20 protein-coding genes are annotated in these 25,639 nt (G+C 65.2%); 2 read left to right on the top strand and 18 right to left on the bottom strand.

Annotation, left to right across the window (positions count from 1 at the left end; genetic code table 11):
• Positions 1–4: 4 nt before the first annotated feature.
• From AC07VI_RS17010 to AC07VI_RS16970, 9 genes are all read right to left on the bottom strand, one after another.
• Complete coding sequence (locus AC07VI_RS17010) at positions 5–805, bottom strand: SDR family NAD(P)-dependent oxidoreductase (protein ID WP_492992945.1); 801 nt, start codon at positions 803–805, stop codon at positions 5–7.
• A gap of 1 nt (position 806) precedes the next feature.
• Positions 807–3,182 carry a bifunctional salicylyl-CoA 5-hydroxylase/oxidoreductase gene (locus tag AC07VI_RS17005; RefSeq protein WP_086146690.1) on the bottom strand — a complete coding sequence of 792 codons (2,376 nt, stop codon included), beginning with the start codon at positions 3,180–3,182 and terminating at the stop codon, positions 807–809.
• Positions 3,179–4,798, bottom strand: coding sequence for an AMP-binding protein (locus tag AC07VI_RS17000; protein ID WP_086146691.1), 1,620 nt, complete (start codon positions 4,796–4,798; stop codon positions 3,179–3,181). Before AC07VI_RS17000 ends, AC07VI_RS17005 begins: the two co-directional genes overlap by 4 nt.
• A gap of 100 nt (positions 4,799–4,898) precedes the next feature.
• Positions 4,899–5,609 (bottom strand): response regulator, encoded by a 711-nt coding sequence (locus tag AC07VI_RS16995; protein ID WP_086146692.1) that lies wholly within the window; start codon positions 5,607–5,609, stop codon positions 4,899–4,901.
• A gap of 87 nt (positions 5,610–5,696) precedes the next feature.
• A complete protein-coding gene (locus AC07VI_RS16990) occupies positions 5,697–9,884 on the bottom strand; it encodes a hybrid sensor histidine kinase/response regulator (protein ID WP_492992942.1) in 4,188 nt (1,395 codons plus the stop codon).
• A gap of 120 nt (positions 9,885–10,004) precedes the next feature.
• Positions 10,005–11,174: a patatin-like phospholipase family protein gene (locus tag AC07VI_RS16985; RefSeq protein WP_076567526.1), complete on the bottom strand. Its 1,170-nt coding sequence runs from the start codon at positions 11,172–11,174 to the stop codon at positions 10,005–10,007.
• A 111-nt stretch (positions 11,175–11,285) separates the two neighbouring features.
• Positions 11,286–13,061, bottom strand: coding sequence for a gamma-glutamyltransferase (gene ggt, locus AC07VI_RS16980; RefSeq protein ID WP_086146694.1), 1,776 nt, complete (start codon positions 13,059–13,061; stop codon positions 11,286–11,288).
• Positions 13,062–13,186: 125 nt separating this feature from the next.
• Positions 13,187–13,945, bottom strand: coding sequence for a 3-hydroxyacyl-CoA dehydrogenase (locus AC07VI_RS16975; RefSeq protein ID WP_086146695.1), 759 nt, complete (start codon positions 13,943–13,945; stop codon positions 13,187–13,189).
• Between the two features lie 162 nt (positions 13,946–14,107).
• Positions 14,108–14,554, bottom strand: a complete 447-nt coding sequence (locus AC07VI_RS16970; protein ID WP_086146696.1) for a hypothetical protein — start codon at positions 14,552–14,554, stop codon at positions 14,108–14,110.
• Between the two features lie 288 nt (positions 14,555–14,842).
• Between AC07VI_RS16970 and AC07VI_RS16965 the strand changes: the two genes are divergently transcribed.
• The gene (locus tag AC07VI_RS16965; RefSeq protein ID WP_086146697.1) at positions 14,843–16,900 is read left to right on the top strand and encodes a TonB-dependent receptor domain-containing protein; all 2,058 of its coding nucleotides are present in this window, start codon (positions 14,843–14,845) and stop codon (positions 16,898–16,900) included.
• Here the strand turns inward: AC07VI_RS16965 and AC07VI_RS16960 are convergent.
• The 9 genes from AC07VI_RS16960 to AC07VI_RS16920 all read right to left on the bottom strand — a co-directional run bounded on the left by AC07VI_RS16960 (position 16,897) and on the right by AC07VI_RS16920 (position 24,413).
• Positions 16,897–17,397, bottom strand: coding sequence for a glycine zipper family protein (locus AC07VI_RS16960; RefSeq protein WP_099374627.1), 501 nt, complete (start codon positions 17,395–17,397; stop codon positions 16,897–16,899). The genes AC07VI_RS16965 and AC07VI_RS16960 overlap by 4 nt on opposite strands.
• 13 nt (positions 17,398–17,410) lie before the next feature.
• Complete coding sequence (locus AC07VI_RS16955) at positions 17,411–17,806, bottom strand: hypothetical protein (RefSeq protein ID WP_086146698.1); 396 nt, start codon at positions 17,804–17,806, stop codon at positions 17,411–17,413.
• Positions 17,807–18,006: 200 nt separating this feature from the next.
• The gene (locus AC07VI_RS16950) at positions 18,007–20,130 is read right to left on the bottom strand and encodes a sodium-translocating pyrophosphatase (protein WP_086146699.1); all 2,124 of its coding nucleotides are present in this window, start codon (positions 20,128–20,130) and stop codon (positions 18,007–18,009) included.
• Positions 20,131–20,358: 228 nt separating this feature from the next.
• Positions 20,359–21,015 (bottom strand): adenylate kinase, encoded by a 657-nt coding sequence (gene adk, locus AC07VI_RS16945; RefSeq protein WP_086146700.1) that lies wholly within the window; start codon positions 21,013–21,015, stop codon positions 20,359–20,361.
• Between the two features lie 307 nt (positions 21,016–21,322).
• Positions 21,323–22,081 carry a 3-deoxy-manno-octulosonate cytidylyltransferase gene (gene kdsB / locus AC07VI_RS16940; RefSeq protein ID WP_099419962.1) on the bottom strand — a complete coding sequence of 253 codons (759 nt, stop codon included), beginning with the start codon at positions 22,079–22,081 and terminating at the stop codon, positions 21,323–21,325.
• Positions 22,082–22,083: 2 nt separating this feature from the next.
• Positions 22,084–22,260 (bottom strand): Trm112 family protein, encoded by a 177-nt coding sequence (locus AC07VI_RS16935; protein ID WP_010395789.1) that lies wholly within the window; start codon positions 22,258–22,260, stop codon positions 22,084–22,086.
• Positions 22,241–23,296, bottom strand: a complete 1,056-nt coding sequence (gene lpxK / locus AC07VI_RS16930; RefSeq protein WP_086146702.1) for a tetraacyldisaccharide 4'-kinase — start codon at positions 23,294–23,296, stop codon at positions 22,241–22,243. Before lpxK ends, AC07VI_RS16935 begins: the two co-directional genes overlap by 20 nt.
• A gap of 74 nt (positions 23,297–23,370) precedes the next feature.
• Complete coding sequence (locus AC07VI_RS16925) at positions 23,371–23,811, bottom strand: ExbD/TolR family protein (RefSeq protein ID WP_086146703.1); 441 nt, start codon at positions 23,809–23,811, stop codon at positions 23,371–23,373.
• On the bottom strand, positions 23,808–24,413 hold the full coding sequence (locus AC07VI_RS16920; RefSeq protein WP_099419961.1) for a MotA/TolQ/ExbB proton channel family protein: 606 nt from the start codon (positions 24,411–24,413) through the stop codon (positions 23,808–23,810). The genes AC07VI_RS16925 and AC07VI_RS16920 overlap by 4 nt, the downstream gene beginning before the upstream one ends.
• 881 nt (positions 24,414–25,294) lie before the next feature.
• Between AC07VI_RS16920 and AC07VI_RS16915 the strand changes: the two genes are divergently transcribed.
• Positions 25,295–25,426 carry a hypothetical protein gene (locus AC07VI_RS16915; RefSeq protein WP_264296515.1) on the top strand — a complete coding sequence of 44 codons (132 nt, stop codon included), beginning with the start codon at positions 25,295–25,297 and terminating at the stop codon, positions 25,424–25,426.
• Positions 25,427–25,639: the final 213 nt, after the last annotated feature.

Below are 25,639 nucleotides of genomic sequence, written 5' to 3'. Positions count from 1 at the left end.
TCGGTTACATGACTTCGCCGCCGGCGACGGCGATCGATTGTCCATTCATTGCCGACGACGCGGGCAGGCATAGCCAGGCCACCGCATCGGCCACTTCCTGCGGCTGCACCAGCCGCTGCTGCGGATTGGCCGCTGCCAGCTCCGCGCGCGCCGCGTCTTCGCCGCGCCGCGTCTTGCGCACGATGTTCTGCACGGCCTGCGCCACCATGTCCGTTTCCGTGTAGCCGGGGCAGACGGCGTTGACGGTGATGCCGCGCGGCGCCGCTTCCAGCGCCAGCGCGCGCGTCAGGCCGATCACGCCATGCTTGGCGGCGACATAGGCGCTGACATAGCGATAACCCTTCAGGCCCGCCGTCGACGCCACGTTGACGATGCGCCCCCAGCCCGCTTCCAGCATGGCCGGCATGGCGGCCTGGCAGCAGTGGAACACGCCCGTCAGGTTCACGGCCAGCATCTGCTGCCAGATGGCGGCGTCCGTCTTGCCGAATGGCGCCGCATGCGCCTGGCCCGCGTTATTGATCAGGATATCGACGCGGCCGAAATGCGCGGCCGCCTGCGCGAAACCCGCCTGCACGGATGCTTCCACGGCCACGTCGAGCACGCAGATGACCACCCGGCCCGCATGGCCCGCCTCTTCCAGCTGCATGCGCGCGCGCGCCAGCCGCGCGCCATCGCGCCCGGCCAGGGTGACCCTGGCGCCCGCGTCCAGCAAGGCGCCCGCGCAAGCGAGGCCGATGCCGCTGCCGGCGCCCGTCACCAGCGCGTGCTTGCCGGCCAATGCCCCGTCCAGTTGTTCCTTGCTCATGTCATCCTTCCAGCAGCCGCGCGGCCACCTGTTGCGGGGTGAGGCCCGTATTGGCGGCGGCCAGCTGGCGTTCGCGCTGCAGATTGCGTTCCAGCTGCTGCTGGCCCGGCCGGTACTGTTTCGGCCAGACTGCTGCCCCGCCGCTGTAGCCGATGCGCGCCATTTCCGTCAGGGTCCAGGCCGGGTTGGCCAGGTGCGGACGGCCCACGGCGCACAAGTCGGCGCGCCCGGCGGCGATGATGCTGTTGGCGTGGTCGGCTTCGAAGATGGAGCCGACGGCCATGCTGGCGATGCCCGCCTCGTTGCGCACGCGGTCGGCGAACGGCGCCTGGAACATGCGCCCGTACACAGGCTGTTCGAGCTTGCTGACCTGGCCCGAGGAACAGTCGATCAGGTCCGCGCCCGCAGCCTTGAACAGGCGCGCGATGCGCACCGCGTCATCGGGCGTGATGCCGCCTTCGACCCAGTCGTGGGCCGAGATGCGCACGCTCATCGGCTTGTCCTGCGGCCAGGCGGCGCGCATGGCGCGGAACACGCGCAAGGGATAGCGGCAGCGGTTTTCCAGGCTGCCGCCATAGTCGTCCGTGCGGCGGTTGGTCAGCGGCGAGATAAAGCTCGACAGCAGATAGCCGTGCGCGCAATGCAGTTCCAGCCAGTCGAAACCGGCAACGGCGGCGCCCAGCGTGGCGCGCACGAAATCCTGCTCGACGCGCGCCAGGTCGCTTTCCGTGGCCGCGCGCGCCAGCTGCGACACGCCGGCCAGGTACTGCTGTTCGGAAGCGGAGATCAGCGGCCAGTTCCCCTCCTTCAAGGGCAGGTCAATACCGTCCCACATGGGCCGCGTCGAGCCTTTCGCGCCCGCGTGGCCCAGCTGCAGGGCAATCTTCGCGTCGCTGTTGGCATGCACGAACTCGACGATGCGCCGCCACGCCTGCGTGTGCGCTTCGCTATACATGCCGGGGCAGGCGGGCGTGATGCGCGCATCGGCCGAGACGCACGTCATCTCGGCAAACACGAGGCCGGCGCCCCCCATGGCGCGCGCGCCCAGGTGCATCAGGTGGTAGTCGCCGGCCACGCCGTCGACGGCGCTGTACTGCGCCATCGGCGAGACGGCAATGCGATTTTTCAGCAGCGCGCCGCGCAGCTTGAACGGCGTGAGCATGGGTGGCAAAGCCTGGTCCGGCAGCTCCAGGCCGGCCTGCTCGCCGGCGCGCCGCGCCAGCCAGCGTTCGTAGTCGGCCACGTAGGCGGGATCGCGCAGGCGCAGGTTTTCATGCGAAATGCGCTGGCTGCGCGTGAGCATGGAATAGGCGAATTGCGGCGCCTCCATGGCGCTGTAGCGCTCGACGTTTTCAAACCATTCCATGGAATTGCGCGCCGCGCTCTGGATTTTGAGCACCTCGACGGCGCGCACCTGCTGGTAGGCGGCCAGGGCGGCGGTGCTGTCGCCGTGCTGGCCAAAGCAGCGCGCCAGCTCGATCGCGTCTTCCAGCGCCAGCTTGGTGCCCGAACCGATCGAGTAATGCGCCGTGTGGGCCGCGTCGCCCATCAGCACCACGGGCACGCCATCCTGGTGATGTACCCATTGCCGGCAAACGATGCGGGGGAAGGTGATCCACTGCGCCGAGCCGCGCAAATGCGGCGAGTTGCTCAGCAAACCGTGGCCGTCGAGTTCCCCGGCGAACAGGGCTTCGCAAAAGGCGATGCCCTCTTGCTGGCTCATGGCATCGAGCCCTGCGGCGCGCCAGACGCTTTCCGGCGTCTCGACGATGAAGGTCGAGGTCTCGCCGTCATACTGGTAGATATGCGCCTGGAACCAGCCGTATTGCGTCTGGCGGAAGGCAAACGTGAACGCCGCGAATTTCTTGCGCGTCCCCAGCCAGACGAAGCGGCAATGGCGCTGGTCGATCTCGGGCTGGTAGCTGGCCGCATAGCGCGTGCGGATGCGGCTGTTCAAGCCGTCGCTGGCAATCACCAGGTCCGCGCCGTACTGCTTCGCGATGGCCTGGTCATCCTGCACTTCCGTCTCGAACAGCAGCTGCACGCCAAGCTCCTCGCAGCGGGCCTGCAGGATATTGAGCAGGCGCTTGCGGCCGATGCCGCAAAAGCCATGGCCGCCCGAGCGCACGGTTTCGCCCTTGAAGTGGATCTCGATGTCGTCCCAGTGGTTGAACGCCTGCAGGATGGCGCGCGCCGTCGGCTCGTCGGCGCCGGCCAGGTTGCCCAGGGTCTGATCGGAAAACACCACGCCCCAGCCAAACGTGTCATACGGGCGGTTGCGCTCGATGACCGTGATGCGGTGATCCGGGTTCTGCTTTTTCATGAGCAGGCTGAAATACAGGCCGGCGGGACCGCCGCCGATGCAGACAATATTCATGGGGCGTCCGTGCGAAGTTTGAAGCGCTGCAGCTTGCCCGTTTCCGTGCGCGGCAAGGCGGCAAGAAAATGGATGGCGCGCGGGTATTTATAGGGGGCGATCTGCTGGCGCACGAATTCCTGCAATTCGGCCGCCAGCGCCTCGCCGGGCTGGAAACCGTCCTTCAGCACCACGTGCGCCTCGACAATCTGGCCCCGTTCGGCATCGGCGCGCCCGACCACGCCGCATTCGGCCACGGCCGGGTGGCGCAGCAGCGCCTCTTCCACTTCCGGCCCGGCGATGTTGTAGCCGGCCGAGACGATCATGTCGTCGCTGCGCGAGCGGTAATAGAAATAGCCGTCGCGGTCCATTTCGAAGGTGTCGCCCGTCAGGTTCCAGCCGTTCTGCACGTACTCGCGCTGGCGCGGATCGGCCAGGTAGCGGCAGCCGGTGGGGCCTTGCACGGCCAGACGGCCCGTCGCGCCTGGCGGCTGCGGCACGCCGGCGTCGTCGACGATGCACGCCTGGTAGCCTGGAATGGCCTTGCCGATGGCGCCGCGGCGGATACCCTCGCCCGTGGCCGATATGAAGATGTGCAGCATCTCGGTGGCGCCAATGCCGTCCGTCATGGCCAGTCCCGTCGCCGCTTGCCAGGCGTCGCGCGTGGCCAGCGGCAGCGCCTCGCCGGCCGACACGCACAGGCGCAGGCTGCGCAAGTCGTGCTGCGCGGCCAGGGGCGCCATCTGGCGGTAAAACGTGGGCGCCGTGAAGCAGATCGTGGCTTGATAGGTGCCGATGGCGCGCAGCAGGGCCTCGGGCGTGAGTTTTTCCAGCAGTACGGTGGCCGCGCCAAAGCGCAGGGGGAACAGCAGCAGGCCGCCCAGGCCAAAGGTGAAGGCCAATGGCGGCGTGCCGATGAAGATGTCGTCGGCGCGCACCTGCAGCATGGAGCGGGGAAAGCAGTCGCAGATGGCCAGCAGGTCACGGTGCATGTGCATGGTTCCCTTGGGCACGCCCGTCGTGCCCGACGTAAAGCTGATCAGGCAGACGTCGTCGGCCGCCGTATCGCATGCCGCAAAAGGTGCGGCATGGGTCGCCATGCGCCGCTCCAGCTCGGCGCCATCGGCGCCAAAGCACAGCATGGCCGGCAGGCCAGACAAGCCGTCGAGCTCTCCGCGCAAGCCTTGCGCGCACAGCACGGCGTTGACCTCGGCCTTGGCGAGAATGGTCGACAGTTCGCGCGCGCGCAGCAGCGGCATGGTGGGCACGGCGATGCAGCCGGCCTTCAGCACGGCCAGCAGGCTGGCGGCCATCATCGGCGTATTCGCGCCGCGCAGCAGCACGCGGTTGCCGGGAATCAGGCCCAGGTCGGCGCGCAGCACGTGGGCGATGCGGTCGACCTGCCGCGCCAGCTGCGCATAGCTCCAGCGCTGGCCGTCGGCATGGATGGCAATGCGCTCGCCGCCGCCGTTGGCCACGGCCGCATCAAGCAGCGCGGCGACGCAATTGAGGCGCGCCGGGTACTGCAGCTCGGGCAGGTCAAAGCACAGCTGCGGCCAGAGTGCGCGCGGCGGCAGGTGCGCGCGCGCAAAGTCGTCATGGGGAGAGGCGGTGGAACCCGATAGATCGCTGTTCATGCTGATCCTGACTGGTGGCGGGCATGGGAACATGCTCCGGAAGCAGATACTTTAAACCTAAAGTATTTTTCCGGCAAGCAGAAAACCCCGTCATGCGTGCTCAGTCTTCGTCGTCGAGCTGGCGCAGCAGGCGCGCCTGTTGTGCCGCGCTGCGCGCCAGCGCGGCCAGCGCCGCCTGCATCTGGCCGCTGTCGAGCACCGCCGCCTGCAGCAGGGCCGCCATTTCGCCGCCCGCCCCATGCAGGCCCAGGGTACGGCAGCCCAGGTGCAGCCGTTCCAGCAACTGGCGCGCCTGGGCCGGCTCACCGCGCGCCAGCAAGGCATCGACCTGCTCGCCGGCGGCGCCGATCTGGCCCTGGAAACCCGTCAGATAGGCCAGCAGGCGCTCGTCATCGATGCCCAGGCGCTGCGCCGTCGCCAGCGGCGCCTCGGCCGGCAGGGACGCCACGTCGAAGCAGGCGTCGATATGCTGGCGCACCTGTTCCGGCTGGAAGGGCTTGACGATGTAGCCGGCAGCACCGGCCTGCACGGCGTCGCGCACGGTGTCGTGGTCATTGGCCGACGACACGAGCACCAGCGGCATGGCGTCGAGCGCGCTGTCGGAGCGGATTTTCTGCAGCAGTTCCATGCCCGACAGGCGCGGCATGCGCAGGTCGCAGAAGCACAGCGAAGGACGCAAGCCGCCTTCGAGCTGCTCCCACGCAGCGGCGCCATCCTCGGCCTCCACGATATCGTGCACGCCGCAACTGTCGATCAGGTGCATCAACACCATGCGCGAAACGACGTCATCGTCGACCACCAGTACTTTCATTCCACTCTCCATTGCCGGCTGTATCGGGGCACCTCTCGCGTATTCTACCCAGTTTCCCGTCGTGTCCGATTGATGAACTTGTATATTTTACATTTTCCTGTCCAAATCGGCGATTTGCGCCAGCAATGCCCGCAAGCGCGGCAAATGCAGGGCCACCTGCTGCCAGCGCCCGCCGTCGGCCGCCTCCTCCAGTTCCGTGCACAGCATGTGCAGTTCCGTCTCGTCGAGATAGGCGGCGCTGCCCTTCAAGCCATGCAGCAAACGTCCGGCGCCGTCCTTGTCCTGCGCGGCCAGGGCGGTATCGAGTTCATGCAACCGGCCTTCCAGGTCGGCCACGAAGGCGGCGCGGATGCGGCGCTGCAGCTCGCCGCCGCGGTTGGACGGGACCGGCGACGGCGCAGGCGCGGGCGCGACGCCGAACAGCGCATCGAGTTCGGCCTGGCCGCGCGCCACATCGCGCGACTCGCCGGACGGCATGCGCGGCAGCATGAAGCCGCGCTGCAGCTGGCGCTCGATGGCGCGCGCCAGCAAGCCATGCAGCGCCGCCTCGTCGACAGGCTTACTGAGAAAATCGTCCATGCCCACGCCCAGGTAGCGGCTGCGGTCTTCTTCGCTGGCATTCGCGGTCAGGGCCACGATCATCAGCTCCTGGTCGCGCACGGGTTGATCCGGCCAGCCGCCCAGGCGGATCAGGCGCGTGGCCGTGGCGCCGTCCATTTCCGGCATGCGTCCATCCATCAGTATCAGGTCATAGCGCGTATGCACGCACGCCGCCACCGCCAACGCGCCGTTGGCGACGACGTCGACCCGGTGTCCCAGCTCTTCGAGCATGACGCGGATGATGATCTGATTGGTGGGGAAGTCCTCCGCGCACAGCACGCGCAGCTGGTGGCTGTGCGGCGCCAGCGCCACCTGCGGCACCAGCGGCGGCGCCACGCCGTCGGCCAGCGGCAGGGTGAACGTAAACACGCTGCCCTGCCCCGGCTTGCTGGCCACTTCGATCTCGCCATCCATCAGTTCAACCAGCTGGCGGCAGATCGCCAGGCCCAGGCCCGTGCCGCCATAGCGCCGCGTGGTGCTGGCGTCGGCCTGCTCGAACTTCTGGAACAGGCGCGCCATGGCCTCCGCGTCGATGCCGATGCCGCTGTCGCTGACGGTAAAGCGGATCAGGTTGACCTGCCGCCCGGCAGCTCCCGCCGCCTGGGTCACGCCGGCCCGTTCCACGCTCACGCTGACGCCGCCGCGCTGGGTGAACTTGAAGGCATTGCCGACCAGGTTGACCAACACCTGCCGCAAACGGGTGGGGTCGCCCACGACGAAGGGCGGCAGGTCGGGCGCGAAATCGATGGCGAAACCGATGCTGCGCGCGGCCGCCTGCTCCTCGAACAGGCTGACCACATTCTCGATTGCCGCGCCGAGCGCGAAGTCGATGTTTTCGATACTCAGCTTGCCCGCCTCGATCTTGGAAAAATCGAGCAAGTCGTTGATGATCACCAGCAGCGACTGCGCATTGGCCTGGCCGCGCAGGATCTGCTCGCGCGTGGCGTCCTGCAGCTGCCCGTCGCGCAAGGCGAAACCCAGCATGCCGATCACGCCGGCCAGCGGCGTGCGCATCTCGTGGCTCATGTTGGCCAGGAATTCGGATTTCTGGCGCGTCGCGTCTTCGGCCTTGCGCTTGGCCTGGCGCAGGCTTTCCTCGTTTTTCTTCAGGCTGCTGTTGACCTGCGCCAGCGTGTCGGACTGGGCGCGCACTTCGATCTCCTTGCTTTGCAGTTCGGCGTTCTTCTGGTACACCTCGGCCGTGCGTTCGCTGACCTGCTTTTCCAGCTCGTTCTGCTGGCGCCGCAGCGCGCGCACGCGCTGCCGGTAGGTGCCATACACGGCGCCCAGCAGCAGCGCCGCCATCAGGGTGCGGAACCACCAGGTTTTCCAGTACGGCGGCAGGATCGTGATGGCCAGCGTGGCGCCGCTCTCGTTCCACACGCCGTCCTTGTTGGCTGCCTTGACGCGAAACACATAGTTACCGGGATCGAGATTGGTGTAAGTGGCAAAGCGCCGCCCCGCATCCGTCATGACCCAGTCCTGGTCGAAACCTTCGAGCCGGTAGGCGAACATATTGCGCTGCGGCGCGGCGAAATGCAGGGCCGCGAACTCCAGCGAAAAAACGCTCTCGCGGCTGGTCAGCACCAGCTTGCGCGTATGGTCGATCGCCGCCCTGAGCACCTGGGCGAATTCGCCGCGGCCGATGGCCACCGGCTTGTTGAAGATCTGCAGCTCCGTGATGGCCACCAGCGGCGGCACGCGGTTGTCGTGGATATCCTGCGGCACGAACGCCGTCATGCCGTTGAACCCGCCGAAGTACATGGTGCCGTCGGCCGCGCGCAACGCCGCGCCATCGAAGTACGAGCCTTCCACCGTGCCGTCGGCGCTGTCGTAATTGCGGAACAAGCCGCTGCGCATGTCGAGGCGCGTGATGCCGCTGTTCGTGCTCAGCCACAGCTGCTCGTCGTCGTCGCCCAGGATGCTGGCGATCGCGTCGTCGGCCATGCCATCCTTGCGCACGAAACGGCGGAAACGGATCTCCCCTTTCGCGTCAACGTCCATGCGGTTCAGGCCATTGGCCGTGCCCACCCACAGCACGCCGCGCTTGTCTTCATGCAGGAAGTGCACCTCGTCATGGCTGAGACTATGCGGGTTTTGCGGGTCGTGACGGAAATGGCGGAAATGGCCGCTGGCGCGGTCCAGCAAGTCCAGGCCGTGGAATGAACCTATCCACAGCCGGCCCTTGCCGTCCTCCAGCACGGGCCGCACCATGTTGTCGGACAGGCTGTTCGGATCGGCCGGGTCATGGCGGTAGGTCGTGAAGCGCCGGCTGGCGGGGTCGAAGCGGTGCACGCCGCCGCGCGTCGAGACCCACAGCATGCCGCTGCGGTCGCTCACGATATTGCGGATGGTGTCGCTGTTCGGGTCCCCCGCGGCGAAGCGCATGGTAAAAAAGCGTCCCAGCGCCGGATCGAAGCGGTGCAAGCCCGTCGAGCCGCCCACCCACAGCACGCCGTCCGGCGCCTTGTACAGGGTCGTGACCTGCTCGTCGCGCGACATGCCGGGCGCGCTGCGCAAGTCAAACAGCTGCGACGTGCCGTCACGCGTGTCGTACAGCTTCAAGCCGCCCTTGGTGGCCAGCCACAGCTTGCCGCCGCCCGCATCGGCCAGCGCGCGCACTTTCTTGTCCGCCAGCGCTCCCACGTCGCCGGGAGCGCGCACCATGCGCGAAAAACCGCCGCTGCCCAGGTCGACCCGGCTCACGCCGTTGTACCAGGAGCCGACCCAGAAAGTGCCCGCGCGGTCGCGGAACAGTGACGACAGCTGGTTGTCGGCGACGCTGAACTTGTCGCCCGTCTGGTGGCGGTACTGCAGGAAGCTGTCGCTCCCGGGCAGCCAGCGGAACAGGCCGTCGGCATTGCTGCCCAGCCAGACCGTGGCGTCGACATCCTGGTACAGGCTGGCGACGCGGATGGCGGAAAAACCCTGTTTTTCGCTCAGGCGCAGGCGCGCCTGCGGCGGCTGGCCGGCGGCGCCCAGACGCCAGCGCTCGGCGCCGGCCATGGTGCCGATCCACAGGTTCTGCTGGCGGTCGACCAGCAGCGACTGGATGACGTTGTATTTCGAGCCGGGCTCCGTATCGACGGCGAAATGTTCGAAGCGCTCGCTGCCCGGCGCCAGCATGTCCAGGCCCGTCACGGTGCCGATCCACAGCCGATTGTGCGCGTCCAGCGCCAGCGCCTTGATCTCGTTGTCGCCCAGGCTGTGCGGGTTGCCCTCTTCATGGTGCCAGGTGCGGAAGGCGCCCGTGGCGGGATCGAAATGCTGCAAACCGTCCGAGGTGGCGATCCAGAAGCCGCGCGCGCCATCGTCGAGGATGGCGTGGATATGCCGGTTGCCATTGCCGCGCTTGCTCTTTTCCGCCGGAACGTAATGCGTGAAGGTCTGGCTGGCGGCGTCGAAGCGGTCCAGCCCATTGTCGGTGCCGACCCACAGCTGGCCCTGGCTGTCGACATGCAGCTCGCCGACCCAGTTGTCGGCCAGGCTGGTCTTGTCGCCCTCGACATTCTTGTAGACGACCATGCGGTAGCCGTCGAAACGACTGAGGCCGGACTGGCTGCCGAACCACATATAGCCTTGCCGGTCCTGGGCAATGGCCAGCACGGATTCCTGCGCCAGCCCCTGCTCGACGCTGAGCTGCTCGAAGCGCAGGGTGGACGCAGGCGCCGCCATGGCCGGGCCGCCCATCAGAAGAATTAACAGTAAGGCAACATCGCAAACACGTCGAAATACCAGCACAATCGTCCTGTCAAAAAAAACGCGAAAACTCCGGCAACTGTTCCGGGGGCCGTCTCAAGAACCAAAAAACGCCAGTACATCGTCCTTGCGGGCCTGCGTATCGCGCTGTCCAAGACGGATCAGCTCGTTAGTATACGTCGATTCGAACAACAAATACGAGGCCAGCGCCGCGCCGCGCGCTTCGGCCGCGCCGATGCCCGACAACATGGTGCGTATGGGGCGGGGCAAACTGCCGATATGCCGGCTGGCGATGGCGTCGAGGCGCTCGGACGGCGCGATGACCAGCAGTTCCACCGGTTTCAGCGCCGTCTTGCCCAGCAATTCGGGCGGCAGCATCGACAAGGTGAGGTTGATGCGGTTCAGCCGTTCGATGTCCACGGCCAGGCCGTCGAGGAAGATCGACGACAGCGCATGGCCGGCGATCTGCGCCAGACTGGGGTAGCGCGCCGCGTCGCCCGGTCCGGGCGCCGGCTCCGTCATGCGCCCCGCGCCCACCACCAGCACCTTATTTGCGCCCAGGTGGATGGCCGGCGAGATGGGCGCCAGCTGGCGCATCGAACCGTCGCCGCAGTACTCGCGCTGGCCGCCCACATACAGGGGCACGGCGGGGAAGATGAAGGGAATGGCGGCCGAGGCGAGCAAGTGTTCCACGCCGATCTGGTCCTGCAAGGCCAGGCGCTGCGTGCGCACCCAGGGGGCGATCTCGGCTCCCGTCTGGTAAAACGTCATGTGCCGGCTGCCCGAATACGACGAGGCGGTGACGGCCAGCGCATGCAGCAGGCCGTCGGCCAGGGCGGCGTCCAGGCGCGGCAGGTCGAGCATGCGGTGCAGCAGGCTGACCAGCGGGGTATTGTCGAGCAGGGAATTGGGCGGCGACGCATGCCACTGGCGCAGCAGCCAGCCGAACGACAGCAAGGACAGCCAGCGCGCGCCCGAGCGGATCACGCCCAGCGAATCGGCGCGGTAGACCTGCTCGACCTGGATGTGCTGCCACACGTCGAGCAGCTTTTGCACGCCTTCACCGAAGTTATCAGCCCGGCAAGCCAGCGCCGTGGCGTTGATGGCGCCGGCCGAGGTGCCGCAGATGATGTCGAACGGGTTGCGCGCCGGCGCCCAGCCCGCTTCCCACAGAATCGCCGAGATGGCCTGCAGCACGCCCACCTGGTAGGCGGCACGGGCGCCCCCTCCCGTGAGTATCAAGCCTGTTTTATTTTGCATTCCCATGCCGGCAGATTAGCAGGGTCTTGGTGCTTTGTGGAAAAGTTTCGGGGTCAGACCCGTTGGCTCTACCCCCAGCTTTTGCCTTCGGGCTAAACAACCATAGCAATCAAAAAATCAATCCCCCCTGACCATGCCTTCACGCCGTGGATCGGCCCCGCCAAACCAGAAATCCTTGCCGTGCGCGGACAGGCGCATGACGCCCTGCAAGCCGGAATTCTGCTCGATGACGCGCACTTCGTGGCCCATGGCCTGCAATGCCTCGACCTGGGCGGCGGGCGCGCGGCCCTTTTCCAGCTCCGTCGGGCCGTTGCGGCTGCCGAAATTCGGCAGGCTGATGGCCTGCTGCACGTTCAGGCCCCAGTCCATGGTGCCGACCAGCACCTTGGCCACGTAGTTGATGATGGACGAGCCGCCCGGCGAGCCCGTCGCCAGCACGAGTTTTTGCGTGCCCTTCTCGAACACGAGGGTGGGCGACATGGCGCTGCGCGGGCGCTTGCCCGGCTGCACGCGGTTGGCGATCGGGCCGTCCGCATCTTGCGAGTCGAACGAAAAATCCGTCAGCTGGTTGTTCAGCAAGAAGCCGTCGACCATCTGGCGCGAGCCGAACGCGTCTTCCACGCTGGTCGTCATCGACAGGCCGCCGCCAAAAGCGTCGACGGCCACCAGGTGCGAGGTCGACGGGCGCTGCAGGGCGTTGTCCATGCCCCACGCCACCTGCATGCCGGGCGGCGTGCCGGGCAAGGCCTTGCCCATGGATTTGTCGCCGATCAGGGAGGCGCGCTGCGCCAGATAGGTTTTGTCGAGCATGGAGGCGATGCCCTTGCCGGGCAGCGGCACGAAGTCCGTATCGGCCACGTAGCGGTTGCGGTCCGCATAGGCCAGGCGCCCCGCTTCCGAGAACAGATGGATCGCCTGCGCAGCGGGCACGCCGTCGACGGGCGCATACGCGCCGATATCCTTCACTTCCAGGATGCCCAGCATCTGCGCGATGGCGATGCCGCCCGACGAGGGCGGCGGCATGCCGCACACGGTCCACGCCTTGTAATCGCTGCAGACGGGCTCGCGCACCTTGGCGCGGTAGCCCGCGATGTCTGCCGCCGTCAGCTTGCCCGGATTGGTCGGGTGCGACGCCACCTTGGCGGCGATGTCGCGCGCGATGCGGCCGTTGTAAAAGGCGTCGGCGCCGCCGCGGGCGATCTCGCCCAGGGTGCGCGCCAGTTGCGGGTTTTTCAGCACGTGGCCGACGGGCCAGGCCTTGCCTTCCTTGTCATAGAAATACGCGGCGGCGACGGGGTCGCGCTTGAGCGCCTGGTCCCAGCTCAACAGGCCGTTGAGGCGCTGGCTGACGGGAAAGCCGCCGTGCGCCAGGCCGATGGCGGGGCCGAACAGGGTCGCCCACGGCAGCTTGCCGTGCTCCTTGTGCGCCAGTTCCAGCATGCGCAGCACGCCCGGCGCGCCCACGGAACGCCCGCCCACGACGCCCGTGGCGCGCGAGACGGGGCTGCCGTCCGCGTTCTGGAACAGGTGTTCATCAGCGGCCGCAGGCGCCGTTTCGCGCCCATCGAAGGCCTGCACGCCCTTGGCCGTCGAGTACAGCAGGAAGGCGCCGCCGCCGATGCCCGACGATTGCGGCTCGACCAGGGTCAGCACCAGCTGCGTGGCGATGGCCGCGTCGATGGCGCTGCCGCCCTGTTTCAGCATCTGGTAGCCGGCATCGGCGGCCAGCGGATTGGCGGCGGCGACCATGAATTTCTGCGCCGTCCAGCCCGACTTTTCCGCATATGCGGTGGCGATTTCCGGCGCCTTTTGCGGCACTTCGGCACATACGGGATTGGCAGCCAGGGCTCCCAGCAAGGTCAGGCTCAGCGCCAGCGGTTTCAATGCGATCATGGATTCTCCGATAAAAAAAGGGCGCACAGCCAGGCAAGGCTGTACGCCCCATACGGGGGTATCCTACATCAAATGCCCATTAGGGGACTGCCTTCGCAAGAGTGCCTGGCGATGTCCAGGTGCTCTTACTTTGGCTGCATGCGGATGGCGCCGTCCAGGCGGATCGTTTCGCCATTGAGCATGACGTTTTCCACGATGGCTTTCACCAGTTGCGCGTATTCGCCGGGCTTGCCCAGGCGCGAAGGGAACGGCACCATCTTGCCCAGCGCATCCTGCACCTCGGCCGGCATGCCCAGCAGCATCGGGGTTTCGAAAATGCCGGGCGCCACGGTCATGACGCGGATGCCGTTGCGCGACAGGTCGCGCGCCATCGGCAGGGTCAGGCCGACCACGGCCGCCTTCGACGAGGCATAGGCCGCCTGGCCGATCTGGCCGTCATAGGCCGCCACGGACGCCGTGTTGATGATGATGCCGCGCTCGCCTTCGGCCGTCGCATCCTGTTTCGCCATGGCGTCGGCCGCCAGGCGGCACATATTGAAGGTGCCCACCAGGTTGATGTTGACGACTTTCTGGAACAGGGCCAGCGGATGCGGACCGTCCTTGCCCACGGTTTTCACGGCCGGCGCCACGCCGGCGCAGTTGACCAGGCCGCGCAAAATGCCCAGCTTGCCTGCCGCCGCCACCACGGCCATGCCGTCTTCTTCCGACGTCACGTCGCACTGCACGAACACGCCGTGCAATTCCGCGGCCAGCGCCTGGCCCGCCTCCGTCTGCACGTCGGCCAGCACGACCTTGCCGCCGGCCGCCGTCAGCATGCGCGCCGTGGCCGCGCCCAGGCCCGATGCGCCGCCCGTGATGATGAATACATTGTCCTGAATCTGCATGAAGTCTCCTGAGTGATAAGGGCCGTGTTCCCGGCGCCCGATGGTTGATGCACGATGCCATCATTACGCGCTATTACGTTTACGTAAACGTAATGTCGGCGACAATTGTAGCCACTTTTGCGGCCGCCGAGCGAAAACTTGCAGCGACAGCCAATGGCAGGGCTAAAAACACTGGATGAAAGCGCCGTTGCGATGGCAGATGCGTCCGTTGGCGTCGAGCGTGGCGTTGCCCGCGCCGTTGTAGCGCGCGCCGGACGCGTCGCGGCAACCGCCCGTATCGCATGAACCGATGGCTTGCGGCGCGCCGGGCATGGGGACGGCCAAGCCCGGCGGCATGGGCGCCGTGGGCACGACGGGCGGTGCCGTGCCCTGCGCCGGCATGCGGCCGATCACCTGCGCCACAGGGCGGCGCGGCTGCACGGGTGGCGCCGTCCGGCACGGTTCGACGGCCAGTTTCGTGCTGTCATGCGGATCGAGCCGGCAGACGGGCAGCGCTTCCGGAGCCGCCGGGGCCGCCGCAAAGGCCTGCCCCCAGGCCAGGCCCGCGAGGGCGCAAGCGAGCGCCAGCGCGGCGCGGGGCCGATGGTGTGCTGCTGTCGCGGTATGCATGCTGCCTCCCGAAAAACAATGCCTGCTCCATTATTCGCACACGCCGCCGCGGATGCCAAAGCACGTAACAATTTCTCACGGGTGAAGATGGCGCAGACACGGCCACGCCATCCGGTAACGGTGTTTTATTTCCCGCCAGCACTTTCCTTCTTGCCAGGATGGCATTACAATAAGAACGATTCTTATTCTCATTAGCAGAATTTCAGCGCATTTCTTATATTTTAAACACTTCATACCCGAGCCACCCGGAAGGCAGCCAGGAAATAACAACACTCCGGAAAGATCAACATGACATACCGCCGTCCCGCCCCCAGCTCTGTTCTGCTCACGCGCGTTGCCGCACGCCCCGCCGCCGTCCTCCTGCCCTGCCTGCTGTCGCTGGCCGTCAGCGGCGCCTGGGCCGAAGGCAATGTGGCCGCCGATCCCACCATGAACACGGTGGTCGTCACCGCTTCCGGCACGGCCATCGACATCAAGGATGCGCCGGCCAGCATCAGCGTCATCACGCGCGAGGAAATCGAGCGCCAGCCCGTGTATGACCTCAACACCCTGCTGCGCCGCATCCCCGGCGTGACGGGCGGCACCGGCCCCGAAGGCGAAGCGTCGAAGATCAAGCTGCGCGGCCTGCCCGACAAATACACGCTGATTCTCGTCGACGGCAAGCGCGTGGGCAGCTCGGCCGACACGGCCTACCGTCCCGACCTGGGCCGCCAGGACTTGAACTGGATCTCGCCCGACATGATCGAGCGCATCGAAGTGGTGCGCGGCCCCATGTCCTCGCTGTACGGCTCGGACGCCATGGGCGGCGTGATCAACATCATCACGCGCAAGGTGCCGGGCAAGTGGAACGGCTCGGCCACGGCCAATTACACGCAGCCGCAGGACAGCGGCCGCGGCACGGCGCACCAGCTGGGCGTGAACCTGGCCGGCCCCCTGTCGGACACGGTGGGCATGCGCCTGGGCGTGAGCCAGACGCGCCAGAATGCCGATGAAAAATCCTTCGACAAAGCGGGTGCCATGGGCGGCGAACGCAACCAGACTGTCTCGGGCCAGCTGACCTGGGCGCTGGGCAAGAAACAGAACCTGTCGCTGGACGCCAGCTATGGCAGGCAGGAAGCGAGCACTTCGAGTGCGCGTGATGCGGATGGCGAACCGCTGGTCTACAGCTGGGGCGCCAGCAAGCTGATACGCAAGAGCGCCAGCCTCGGCTACGAAGGCCGCTGGGACTTCGGCAAGACCACGGTCAACCTGTACCACAACGATTTCGACAACGAAGTCGTCGGCACGGTGGCCAAATCCAAGGACAGCACCCTGGACGCCAGCCTGGAAAAACGCGTCGGCTGGGGCGGCATCGAGCAAATGCTGGTGATGGGCGGCCAGTGGAAGCACCAGGAACTGACGAACACGGATACCATCGGCACCGTGCCCACCGATTACCTGGGCAATCCCGTCAGCGGCGCCACCCTGTCCGGCACCACCTCGGCCCTGTTTGCGGAAGATCAATTGTTCCTGCGCGAGAACCTGACGGCCACGGCCGGCCTGCGCCTCGATCACCACAGCAAGTTCGGCAACCATTACAGCCCGCGCCTGTACCTCGTGTACCACCCTGCCCCCGCCTGGACCATCAAGGGCGGCATCTCGCAAGGCTTCCGCGCACCGAGCCTGAAGGAAAACTCGCCGGCGGCGGCCACGCAGTCGGGCGGACGCGGTTGCGGCAGCCTGAAGCCGCTCGGCTACATCACGGGCGGCTGCTACATGGCCGGCAATGCGGACTTGAAGCCGGAAACGAGCACGGCCGGCGAGATCGGCGTGGCGTGGGAACAGAATGGCTGGGACGTGGGCCTGACGTACTTCCACACGGATTTCAAGAACAAGATCGACTACGCGCCGCTGGGTTTTTACCAGAAACAGTGGTGGACCAAAATGACGAATATCCAGAAAGCGCGCACCAGCGGCCTGGAAGCGACGGCGAATATCCCGCTGACGAAAAACCTGAACTGGCGTAACAACGTGACCTACATGGCCGAGGCGAAGAACCTGACCACGGGCGCCAACCTGCTGTCCACGCCAAAACTGTCGTGGTACTCGGCGCTGGGCTGGCAAGTCAACGACCAGCTGTTCGGCGAAGTATCGGCCCAGTACACGGGCAAGGAGCTCGATGCGGGCAAACTGGCCGACAAGGCTTACACCATCGTCGACACGGTCGTGTCGTACAAGGTCACGCCCCAGTGGACGGTGCGCGGCGGCGTGCAGAACCTGTTCAAGAAAGGCCCGATGGCCGATGGCCTGGTCGACTACTACGTGCCGGGACGGCGCATGTTTGTGGGCCTGACTTCAAGGTTCTAATAACGGGGCGGCGGCGTGTCGGGCGGCGGCGTGGCGGCATTCGCCGGCACGCCGCTGAGCATCTGCCCGGCGACGGGTACCTTGTGGCCGCTCGCATACATGCATTGCTGATAAGCATTGTCGTAGCGGCGCTGCATGCCGTACGAGGAACTGTCCGCCGCGCCCGTGCCGGCCAGGGCGCCAAAGACGAGACCCGTGCCCGCCCCCACGCCAGCGCCATGGCCGCCATCGATGGCGGCGCCGGCCGCCGCGCCGAGCAGCGTGCCCAGCGCCGCGCTGCGCACGCCGCTATCGACGCCGGCCTGCTGCGCCGAAGCACCGCCCAACTGGCCTTGCGCATAGCCGCGGCACTGCAGCTCATCGCTGCGGAACTGCTCAAAACTCTTGCCCGTGCCGGGCAAGACCATGACCGACGGCCCTTCCGGCAGCACCGTGCAGGCGGCCAGCAGCAGGGGCGCCAGCATGCCGGCACGTCCCATCAACGTTCTCGTATTCATGTTCGCCTCCCCGTCAGCGCACGCTGGTCGGCAGCACGGCACGCCATGCCGTACTGCAATTTTTCACGTAGGGATAATAGCCTTGCGGATTGCGGCAGTAATACCACATCTGCGCCGTCGGCTCGCCGCCCTGCTCGATGTACACGGGCGGCGGCTGCACGACCACCGTGCGGCCATAGGGATAAGGATAGCCATACCACGGGTCGCCATACCAGCCCGGTCCATAGCCATACCACCATGGCGAACCCACCCATACGCCCACCTGCGAATGGCCATGAAAGTGGCCGTGATGGCCGTGGCCGCCGTGGAAACCGCCGTGCCGGCCCGCCTGCGCCTGGGCCAACCCTGCGATACCGCTCAATATCAGCAGCGCCAGCAGCGCGCCGCCCTTCCTGTTGCTGCTGTCCATGACATCCTCCTGCCATCCATGCCAGAGCGTAAAGCTCACTCCTTCGCTCCATTATTGGCAGGGGTGCGGCACAAGCAAAGGCGCTGTAACAATTGCTCACCTTTGATACGCTGAGGATATGGACGGCAGGAAAGTTTCACAGGCGCAAAACGCAAACAGCCCCGCGGCGCGGGCCACGGGGCTGCAGGGAAGGCGCCGCCTTATTGCGCGGGCAAGCTTTGCACGGGCGTGGCCGGCGCCAGGGTGGCCGGCGCGGACGCGTGAACGGGCGCCGGCGCGGCTACGGCCAGCCAGCCCGTGGCCGGCAGCAGCGGCACCAGCAGCAGGGCCACGATATTGATGATCTTGATCAAGGGATTGACGGCCGGTCCCGCCGTATCCTTGTACGGGTCGCCCACGGTGTCGCCCGTGACAGCCGCCTTGTGCGCATCGGAACCCTTGCCGCCGAAATGGCCATCCTCGATGTATTTCTTGGCATTGTCCCAGGCGCCGCCGCCCGTGGTCATGGAAATGGCCACGAACAGGCCCGTCACAATCGTTCCCATCAGGAGGCCACCGAGCGCCGCCGGCCCCAGCAGCATGCCGACGACGATGGGCACCACGACGGGCAGCAAGGAGGGCACGATCATTTCGCGGATGGCCGACGCCGTCAGCATGTCAACGGCCTTGTCGTATTCGGGCCGCGCCGTGCCTTCCATGATGCCCTTGATGTCGCGAAACTGCCGGCGCACCTCGACCACCACGGCGCCGGCCGCGCGGCCCACGGCCTCCATCGCCATGGCGCCGAACAGATACGGTATCAGGCCGCCGATGAACAGGCCGACGATGACCATGGGGTTCGACAGGTCAAACGTGATGTGCTGGCCCACGGATTCGAGCGCATGCGTGTAGTCGGCGAACAGCACCAGCGCGGCCAGGCCGGCCGAGCCGATGGCATAGCCCTTGGTGACGGCCTTGGTGGTATTGCCGACGGCGTCCAGAGGATCGGTAATGGCGCGCACGGAGTCGGGCAGGCCCGACATCTCCGCGATGCCGCCCGCGTTATCGGTGATGGGGCCATACGCGTCGAGCGCAACGATGATGCCCGCCATCGACAGCATCGAGGTGGCCGCGATGGCGATGCCGTACAGGCCGGCCAGCTGGTACGAGACGAGGATGGCGATGCAGACGGCCAGCACCGGATAGGCGGTGGACTTCATCGACACGCCCAGGCCGGCGATGATATTCGTGCCGTGGCCCGTCGTCGACGCTTCGGCGATGTGGCGCACGGGCTTGAAGTCCGTGCCCGTGTAGTACTCGGTGATGTAGACCATCAGGCCCGTGAGCACGATGCCGACGACGGTGGCGCCCAGCATCTTGTAGCGCATGGCGTCGTCGGGCCACAGCAGCCACGTCACCACGGCAAAGCCCACCAGCGACAGCCCGGCGGCCCACCACAAGCCCGTGTACAGGGCCGACATGATCTTCCTGCCGGGCGCTGTCTTGACCATCGAGCAGCCGACGATGGAGGCGAGGATGGAGACGGCGCCCAGCAGCAGCGGGTAGATGATGGCCGTGCTGCTGGCCTCTGCCATCAGCAGCGCGCCCAGCAGCATGGTGGCGATCAGGGTCACGACATAGGTTTCGAACAGGTCGGCCGCCATGCCGGCGCAGTCGCCCACGTTGTCGCCCACGTTGTCGGCGATGACGGCCGGGTTGCGCGGGTCGTCCTCGGGTATGCCCGCCTCGACCTTGCCCACCAGGTCCGCGCCCACGTCGGCGCCCTTGGTGAAGATGCCGCCGCCGAGCCGCGCAAAGATGGAAATGAGCGAGGCGCCGAAGGCCAGGCCGATCAAAGGCTTGATCAGGTCATGCTGGGTCAGGCCGGGCGCGCCCGTCGTCGCCAAGAGCCAGTAGAACAGGGTCACGCCCAGCAGGCCCAGACCGACGACCAGCATGCCCGTGATCGCGCCGCCCTTGAAGGCCACGTTCAGGGCCTGGTTGATGCCCAGGGTGGCCGCCTGCGCCGTGCGCACATTGGCGCGCACGGAGACATTCATGCCGATGAAGCCGCAGGCGCCCGACAGCACGGCGCCGATCAGGAAGCCCAGCGCCGTATGCAGGCCAAGCAGCACATAGATGGCGATCAGCAGCACCACGCCGACGATGGCGATGGTGCGGTACTGGCGCGCCAGGTAGGCGGCCGCGCCCTGCTGGATGGCCAGGGCGATTTCCTGCATGCGCGCGTTGCCGGGATCCTGACGCAGGATCCAGCTGCGCGACACCAAACCATATACCACTGCGACCACGCCGCAGGCTACCGCAAACCACAAACTGGCTGCCATATCGTCCCCTTCTGTTTTTATCCGACGTCATTGCCGACAGCTGCAGACCGCACCGGGTAGGCACGCGCAGCCAGGAAAACACGACCTGCAAAAAACTTCAACCACGAAAACGTCAAGCACTCAGCGCAAATCGTTCAACATTAATCATTTGGCAAAGCCCTGCTGACAGTCTGCCTGAAAAGCGGGCGAAAAAAAAGCGGACACTGAGGTCCGCTTTTAAATAACTGCTTATTCCGCCAGGGCGGCAAATGCGCTGTCGCGGATTTGCTCGACCGGACCGACGCCGGCGATGCGGCGGTATTTCGGTGCGCCCGGCAGGCCGGACTTGGCCCAGTCATTGTAGTAGCCGAGCAAGACCTTGGTCTGGTTGTGGTACACGTCCAGGCGCTTCTTGACCGTTTCCGCCTTGTCGTCGTCGCGCTGGATCAGCGGTTCGCCCGTGATGTCGTCGACGCCGTCGACCTTGGGCGGGTTGAATTTGACGTGGTAGACACGGCCCGAACCCGGGTGGCTGCGGCGGCCGTCCATGCGCTCGATGATGGACTCGTCCGGCACGTCGATTTCCAGCACGTAGTCGACATTGATGCCGGCATCCTTCATGGCGTCCGCTTGCGCGATGGTGCGCGGGAAGCCGTCGAACAGGTAGCCATTGGCGCAATCGGCTTCCTGCAGGCGGTTCTTGACCAGGCCGATCATGATGTCGTCCGACACGAGGCCGCCCGCATCCATGACTTTTTTCGCTGCCAGGCCCAGTTCGGAGCCTTCCTTGATCGCCGCGCGCAGCATGTCGCCCGTGGAGATTTGTGGAATATTGTATTTTTCTTTGATGAAGTTAGCTTGGGTGCCCTTGCCGGCACCGGGTGCTCCTAAAAGTATCAGACGCATTGAAAGTTCCTAAAAAACAGATTTTGGATGGTGGTATGTGTAATTTTTTTTAGATGGTGTTGCAATGACTATCTTTCCCTACGAAACTTACCACAAAAAATCCCCGCAACGCCAGTTTGCTGTCGAATTGCTATGCCCTGATTGATCAAAGCCAGCAAATATCGCTGCAGACGTTTCAAAATGTGGTTTTTTGTGGCAGGCCCCGCATAAAATTTTTCTCGCGCACCCGCGGCGCCCGAAAAACGTTCAGGGCAAGGCGCGCCGCCGCATGTATGCAGGGCGGAGCACCGCAGCCATGGGCGTTTTATCAGGTGACGTGCTGGTAGTGCGCCTGGACGCGCGCCAGATCTTCCGGCGTGTCGACGCCGGCGGCCGGCGCCGAATCCGTGACATGCACGGCGATGGCATAGCCATGCCACAGCACGCGCAGCTGCTCCAGCGCTTCGATCGCTTCCAGCGGCGACGCGGACAAGCCCGGATAGGTTTGCAGGAATGCATTGCTGTATGCATACAGGCCGATATGGCGCAGCGGCACGTAGCCTTGCGGCAAGTTTTCACGGGATTGGGCAAAGCCGTCGCGGTGCCACGGTATCGTCGCGCGCGAGAAATACAAGGCGCGGCCGTTTTTATCCAGCACCACCTTGACGACATTCGGGTTGAAGGCATCGGCCACGTCATGCAGCGGATGGGCGCACGTGGCCATGGGGACGGCGGCGCTGATCTGCGCCGCGCAGGCGGCCAGCAGGGCCGGATCGATCAGCGGTTCGTCGCCCTGCAGGTTGACGACGACGGCGTCCGGCGGCAAAGCGAGCGTGCGCGCCACTTCGGCGATGCGGTCCGTGCCCGACGGATGGTCGGCGCGCGTCATGCACACTTCCACGCCATGCGCGGCGCAGGCGTCGCGGATGGATGCATGGTCGGTGGCGACGATGACGCGCGCGGCGCCCGACAAGGCTGCCTGCTCGGCCACGCGCACCACCATGGGCTTGCCGCCCAGGTCGGCCAGCGGCTTGTTCGGCAGGCGCGTCGAGGCCAGGCGGGCCGGGATGATGACGATGAACGCCATCGTTATTCCACTGCGTCTTGCAGTGTGCGCGCTTCGTCCGCCCACATGATGGGGATGCCATCGCGGATAGGATAGGCGAGGCGGTCGGCGCGGCAAATCAGTTCCTGCGCCTTCTTATCGTGTTCAAGCGGGCCCTTGCAAACAGGGCAGACCAGGATATCAAGCAGTCGAGCGTCCACGACATTTCTCCACAATTTGTTGGGCCAGCGCGCTATCGATGCGCGCACTGACCGGGACGACCCACAGTCTCGGGTCATCTTTGAGATGTTCAATTTGCGCACATTTTACTGCATCCTTCTCGGTGATCAAGATCACATCCGCGTCGAGTGCCGCGAATGGCTGGTCGAGAAAGTCGTGATGGTCGGGCAAGGGCAGTTCCGTGAAGTCCAATCCGGCGCCGCGCAGCATGGCAAAGAAACGCCGGGGATTGCCGATGCCGGCTGCCGCCACGATGCGCTGGCCGCCGGCCGCCAAGTCGCTCAGTGCCACGCGTTCGCTGCGGTCCGTCAAGCGTTCGGCCATGCCGCCATCGAGCCGCATCTGCACCACCAGGGCGCCCTTGGGCGCGACCTGGCCCACCAGCGCCGGCGCCAGCTCGGGCGCATTGATCACCGTCACGTCGCGCCGGCGGCGCGGCGATTCGCGCAAGGGTCCCGCCGGCAGCAGCCAGCCATTGCCGGCGCCGCGGCCGTCGAACAGCACGATTTCCACGTCGCGCCGCAGGGCGTAATGCTGCAAGCCGTCGTCCGTCACCAGCACGTCGACCTCGGGGTGCGCCGCCAGCAGCGCCCTGCCCGCTTGCGCGCGGTCGCGCCCCACCATTACGGGACAGCCGCCGCGCTGGAAGATCAGCAGCGGCTCGTCGCCCACCTGCTGCGGCGTGGACTCGCCCGTCACGGCGCGCGCCAGCCGGTCGGCGCTGCCATGGCCGCGCGAAATCACGCCCGGGCGCATGCCCGCGTCGCGCAAGGCTTGCACCAGCCAGATCGTCAGCGGCGTCTTGCCCGTGCCGCCGATAAAAATATTGCCGACGACCACGACGGGCACGGGCAGGCGCGCCGATTGCAGGACGCCGGCACGGTACAAAACGCGCCGCACGGCGCTCAGAGCGCCGAACAGCAGGGACACGGGCCACAGCGCGCACGCCAGCGGGCCGCGCGTCAGCCAGGCGCGGGTGAGAGTGGTTTCAAGCTTGGCGGGGGAGGATGTGGGCATGCGGTGAGGAGTCAAGGGCTGGGGTCAGACCCGGCCGGTCTGCCCCCAAATATGTTGCCGGTAACGGCGGGAATTTACTTGCCGCCCGCCTGCGCCGCGAACGTCAGCTTTTCATAGCCGGCCAGGCGCGCCGCTTCCATGACGTGGATGACCATCTGGTGCATGGCGAACTGGTCGGCGTTGACCACCACCACGGGCGTCTGCGCGGGCGCCTTGCCGCCGTTGGCCGCCTTGGCCGCGTTTTGCAGGGCGTCGGCCAGGCCGGCCACGTCGCGGAACGAGACCGGTTCGCGGTTGACCGTGTAATTGCCCTTGGCATCGATGGTGACGTCGAGCTGCTGCGGCTTGTCCTTGGCCTGCTCGGCGTCGGCCGTCGGCAAGGTGATCTGCAATTCCGTAAACTTGCTGTAGGTGGTGCTGACCATGAGAAAGATCAGGATCACCAGCAGCACGTCGATGAACGGGATCAGGTTGATTTCGGGGTCTTCACGCCCCTTGCCTTTGCGGAAGTTCATTGGCGGCCACTGTGGACGATGTCGACGAATTTGACGGCTTGTTGCTCCATGTCAATGACGAAGCTGTCGACAAGGGCGCGGAAATGGCGGTAGAAGACCAGGGTCGGCATGGCGATGGCCAGGCCGAAACCCGTGTTATACAGGGCCACCGAGATGCCGTGCGCCAATTGTGCGGGATTCGAGCCGCTGGCGTTTTGCGAGCCGAAGATTTCGATCATGCCCACCACCGTGCCGAACAGGCCCATCAGCGGCGCCAGGGTGGCGATGGTGCCCAGGGTGGTCAGGTAGCGCTCGAGCACGTGGGCCACGCCGCTGCCGGCCTCCTCGATCGATTCCTTCATCACCTCGCGCGGCGCATCGACGTTGCGCAGGGCGGCGGCCAGCACCACGCCCAGCGGTGAATTATCTTCCAGCTTGGCCACCGTGTCCGGCGTGATCTTGCCGCTGCGATACACCTGCACCACTTCATCGAACAGCTTGCGGGGCAGGATCTTGGCGCGTCGCAAATACAGCAGGCGCTCGATGATCAGGGCCAGGGCGACGATGGAAGCGATCAACAACAGCCAGATGGGCCAGCCGGCGGCTTGAAATATAGCGAGCAAAAGAAACTCCTGGTAAAGGGAAGGCGGGGAAGCGCCCGGACAGCCTGTATTGTACCGAGCGCCGAACAGCGATTGCATGTCGGCGCAGGAATGGCGCAATGTAGCGCGTTGCCGCGCCGGCGGCAAGTGGCGCCTGCATGGCACTTGTCCACACGGCGCGGCGGGAGCGCAGCGCCGGCGCACAGTTTTGCACACTTTGTGTGGATAAGATTGTGAGCAAGCATGAAGTCCGGCACGCAAGCCATTGATTTACATGAATATTATCAGCCTGCGCAAAATACAGGCATAGCAGCTTATCGACAGTAGTCAATGTCAATAAATTAATACTTGCAGAGTTCTGCACATTTACTGTGGACAAGATTGTGCGCAAAGCCGAAGAATTCACCCAAGCTATTGATTTTAAAGGAAATTAAATCGATGCGCAAAAAAGTGGCAGGCAACCTCAAACAAACCGCAGCCAGAGCGTCAAAGTTCTGCACACAATCTGTGGACAAGATTGTGCGCAAGCGCAAAGATAGGCGCTAAGTACATTGATTTATATCGTTTTTATTGTCTTGCATAAAAATATGGCAAGGACCGAAAAGCGGCGTTTTCAGCACCCGATTTCACGGCTACGGCGTACTTTTCCAGCGCCAGCGCAGTTCCACACATAAAGTGTGGATAAGATTGTGAGCAAGCCGATTGACTCCGTGCAAGAGCATTGATTTTAAAGGAGTTTTTTTCGATGCTGAAAAATGAGGCAGCGCAAGCACCTGTCCGCGCGGTGGAAAACGGGGAGAAAAGGCGAAACGATTTAGGCGGTTTTGCACATATTCTGTGGATAAGATTGTGAGCAAGGCCCACGACTACACGCTAGACCCTTGATCTATATGGCTATTTTCATGTTGCGCAAAATTCAGGCAAGCCTTGCCATGGCCCTTCCGGTGGATAAATCCGGTGCCGCGCAGGAGTTCTGCACATTTTTTGTGGATAAGATTGTGCGCAAGGCCAGGCATGGCATACTAAGCGCTTGATTCCTATGCACTTTATTTCCGTGCGCAAAAATGTAGCAAGGCATTTCTCTTCATCGAAAGGAGTCTGTCCGCTAACGTTTGTCCAAGGCAAAAAGTTCCGCACACTTTCTGTGGATAACTTTGTGCGTAAGTGGCAGGGGCTACACTGATGTGCTTGATATTAAAGGACTTTTTCCCCGTGCACGCAAATCAGGCATACGGGAATTCTGCATG

The sequence above is a fragment of the Janthinobacterium sp. GW821-FHT03A03 genome (genome assembly GCF_059421435.1).
The sequence above is the reverse complement of the archived record's forward strand: the minus strand, read 5'-3'. Positions and strand labels throughout refer to the sequence as shown.